The organism is Rhodococcus chondri, from assembly GCF_036327435.1.
Lineage (GTDB): Bacteria > Actinomycetota > Actinomycetes > Mycobacteriales > Mycobacteriaceae > Rhodococcus > Rhodococcus chondri.
Genome location: NZ_JAUZMZ010000314.1, coordinates 1 through 2,767, shown reverse-complemented (window position 1 = coordinate 2,767; position 2,767 = coordinate 1). Strand labels below are relative to the sequence as shown.

Below are 2,767 nucleotides of genomic sequence, written 5' to 3'. Positions count from 1 at the left end.
CTCCACCACGTTCGACAGCAGGAACGCGCGGGTGAGCGGACCGACACCACCCGGATTGGGCGAGATGAAGCCCGCGACCTCGCGAGCATCGGCCGCGACGTCGCCGCGCAGCCCCTCGGACGTGCGGGACACACCGACATCCAGCACCGCCGCACCGGGCTTGATCATGTCGGCGGTGATCAGGCCGGGAACTCCCGCGGCCGCGACCACGATGTCGGCGCGACGGACCTCCGCCGCGAGATCCTTGGTACCGGTGTGGCACAGCGTCACGGTGGCGTTCTCACTGCGCCGCGTCAGCAACAACCCGATCGGGCGGCCGACGGTGACACCGCGGCCGACAACGACGACGTGCGCCCCGGCAATGGGCACCTCGTAGCGACGCAGCAGATGCACGATGCCGCGCGGCGTGCACGGAAGCGCCGCTTTCTTGCCGAGCACCAGGCGACCAAGATTGATCGGGTGCAGGCCGTCGGCGTCCTTGTCGGGATCGATGCGTTCGAGGGCGGCGTTCTCGTCGAGGTGCCCCGGCAGCGGCAGCTGAACGATGTATCCGGTGCAGGCGGGATCCGCATTGAGCTCGTCGATCGCGGCCTCGAGTTGTTCCTGCGTGATGTCCGCGGGCAGATCCCGCCGGAGCGAGGTGATGCCCACCTTGGCGCAGTCGCTGTGTTTTCCGCGTACATACGCTGCCGATCCGGGATCGTCGCCGACGAGGATCGTGCCGAGACCGGGCGTGATGCCCTTTGCCTTCAGCGCGGCCACTCGGGCCGTGAGATCTTCGAAAATCTCGTCGCGGGTTGCCTTGCCGTCCAGGATCGTCGCAGTCACGCTCACTATTGTTCCAGGTGGATTGCGGCCGGTGCGTTGTGGCCCGCACCAAGGCCTCTGGCAAGCTGGTGCGAGTGTTCAAAGTGATGTTCCACGAGCCGTGCATTCCCCCCAACACGGGCAACGCGATCCGGTTGGTTGCTGCCACGGGATCCGAACTGCATCTGGTGGAGCCTCTCGGCTTCGATCTGTCCGAGCCGAAACTACGACGCGCCGGTCTCGACTATCACGACCTGGCCTCGGTGACGGTGCATGCCGATCTGGATGCGGCGTGGGCCGCGGTGCAACCGGAGCGGGTCTACGCCTTCACCGCGCACGGCACTACGAACTACGCGGACATCGCGTACCGGCCCGGGGATGTGCTGCTGTTCGGTCCCGAACCCACGGGGTTGTCCGAAGCGGTGCTGGCAGACCCGCATGTCACGGCGCATGTTCGCATTCCGATGCTGCCGGGACGACGTTCGCTGAACCTGTCGAATGCCGCCGCGGTCGTCAGCTACGAAGCGTGGCGGCAGCACGGTTTCAGCGGCGCCGTCTGAACCGCTCGCGACTCAGGCGCCGCTCTCGACGGGACGTCCCGAGCGCTGCCACGCATCGGTACCACCGGCCACCGACACGGCGTTGACGCCGCGACCGGACAGATAATCGGCGACCTGCAGGCTGCGTCCGCCCACGGCGCAGATCACGTAGACCGTGTCTGCGGAAGGAATCTCCTCGACGCGGGCGACGAACTCGCTCATCGGGATGAGCGTGACACCCGGCACCCGCACCTGCACGAATTCGTCGCGTTCACGCACGTCGATGACGGGTGCGCCGTCGGCAAGTGCGGTTTCGAGTGCGGCCAGGTCGACTTCACGCATTGTGGTCGGTCCTCTCTGTCGGGGGTTCGCCGGATGTTCCGGCGGAACGTCCACTACGCGCGATGAGCCGGACGATCAGGTAGACGACGCCGGCACACACGACCAGGAACGCCCCCCACGGTAGCGCGACACCGAGCGCCACCACCGCCGCACCCAGTGCGGCCCGCAGGCCGTTCCATCCGGACACCAGGCCGTCCCAGAAGCTGTCGCGGTCGGACGGGCGCCTCTCGGTGCTGATGTCGAGGGTGAGGGTGGACAAATCGATCATGTCGGCAAGCTGCCGTCGCTGCGCTTCGATGCTGTCGAGTTCGCCTTGGCGTTCGGCGAGGGCCCGCTCGACTTCGATGAGGTCGGCGGTGTCGGTGGCGGAGCCGAGCAGGGCGCGGAGCCGGTCGACGGACGTGCGCAACGCGCCGACGCGGGCCTCGAGGTCGGTGTACTGCATCGTCACGTCGTCGCGACTCGTGGTCAGGCTGGTCACGCGGCCCAGCGACCGGACTTCTCCGATGACCCCGTCCAGTCGGTCCGCGGGCACGCGCACGGTGAGCACACTGCTCATCTCCGGCCGTTCGGTGACCGCGTCCACGCGGCCGTCCGCGTTCTCGACGATGGTCACCACCTGTCTGCCCACGGCGACCGGATCGCCCGCGGTGAGCTCGAGGTATCCGGTGACGATTTCCTTCCGGTTCTCGGCCGCGGTGTCCGGCGGCGCGGATTCCCGGGCGCCGCCGTCGGAGAGCGACGGCGCGGACGCCGGCGAATCGAGTTCGGGGCTTCCACCACCGCCTTCGCCACATGCCGCCACCAGCAGCGCAACCAAGCCCAGCAGGACGAGCAGCATGTGCCTCATGCGACGGGATGCTAGCGAAAATCCCGAGACTTGCCCGATATCCGAAGATCCATGCGTTGCAACCGGTCGGCGACGACGGTCACCACGCCCTCGGCGTTCTGGATCCGCCCGCGCACCAGCAGGGCCGGTGCGGTGTGCGCGACGGTGCGGTACCGCGCCCACAATCCGACCGAGCACACCACATTCACCATGCCGCCGGAATGGATACCCAGATGCCGGGGCATTCCCT

At 67.8% G+C, this 2,767-nt stretch carries 5 protein-coding genes; 1 reads left to right on the top strand and 4 read right to left on the bottom strand.

Annotated features, from left to right (window positions below; all coding sequences use genetic code 11):
* On the bottom strand, positions 1–828 hold an 828-nt coding region (locus tag Q8814_RS25570; RefSeq protein ID WP_330154747.1), incomplete at its 3' end, for a bifunctional methylenetetrahydrofolate dehydrogenase/methenyltetrahydrofolate cyclohydrolase.
* Between the two features lie 74 nt (positions 829–902).
* On the opposite strand from Q8814_RS25570, the gene Q8814_RS25565 reads away from it, so the two are divergent.
* A complete protein-coding gene (locus Q8814_RS25565) occupies positions 903–1,367 on the top strand; it encodes a tRNA (cytidine(34)-2'-O)-methyltransferase (RefSeq protein ID WP_330154748.1) in 465 nt (154 codons plus the stop codon).
* Between the two features lie 12 nt (positions 1,368–1,379).
* Here Q8814_RS25565 and Q8814_RS25560 read toward each other — a convergent pair whose 3' ends face one another.
* The 3 genes from Q8814_RS25560 to Q8814_RS25550 all read right to left on the bottom strand — a co-directional run.
* Positions 1,380–1,688 (bottom strand): rhodanese-like domain-containing protein, encoded by a 309-nt coding sequence (locus tag Q8814_RS25560; RefSeq protein WP_330154746.1) that lies wholly within the window; start codon positions 1,686–1,688, stop codon positions 1,380–1,382.
* Positions 1,681–2,538 (bottom strand): DUF4349 domain-containing protein, encoded by an 858-nt coding sequence (locus tag Q8814_RS25555; RefSeq protein ID WP_330154745.1) that lies wholly within the window; start codon positions 2,536–2,538, stop codon positions 1,681–1,683. Before Q8814_RS25555 ends, Q8814_RS25560 begins: the two co-directional genes overlap by 8 nt.
* 11 nt (positions 2,539–2,549) lie before the next feature.
* Positions 2,550–2,767, bottom strand: a 218-nt coding sequence (locus Q8814_RS25550; RefSeq protein ID WP_330154744.1) for a hypothetical protein, incomplete at its 5' end; no start/stop codon positions are given.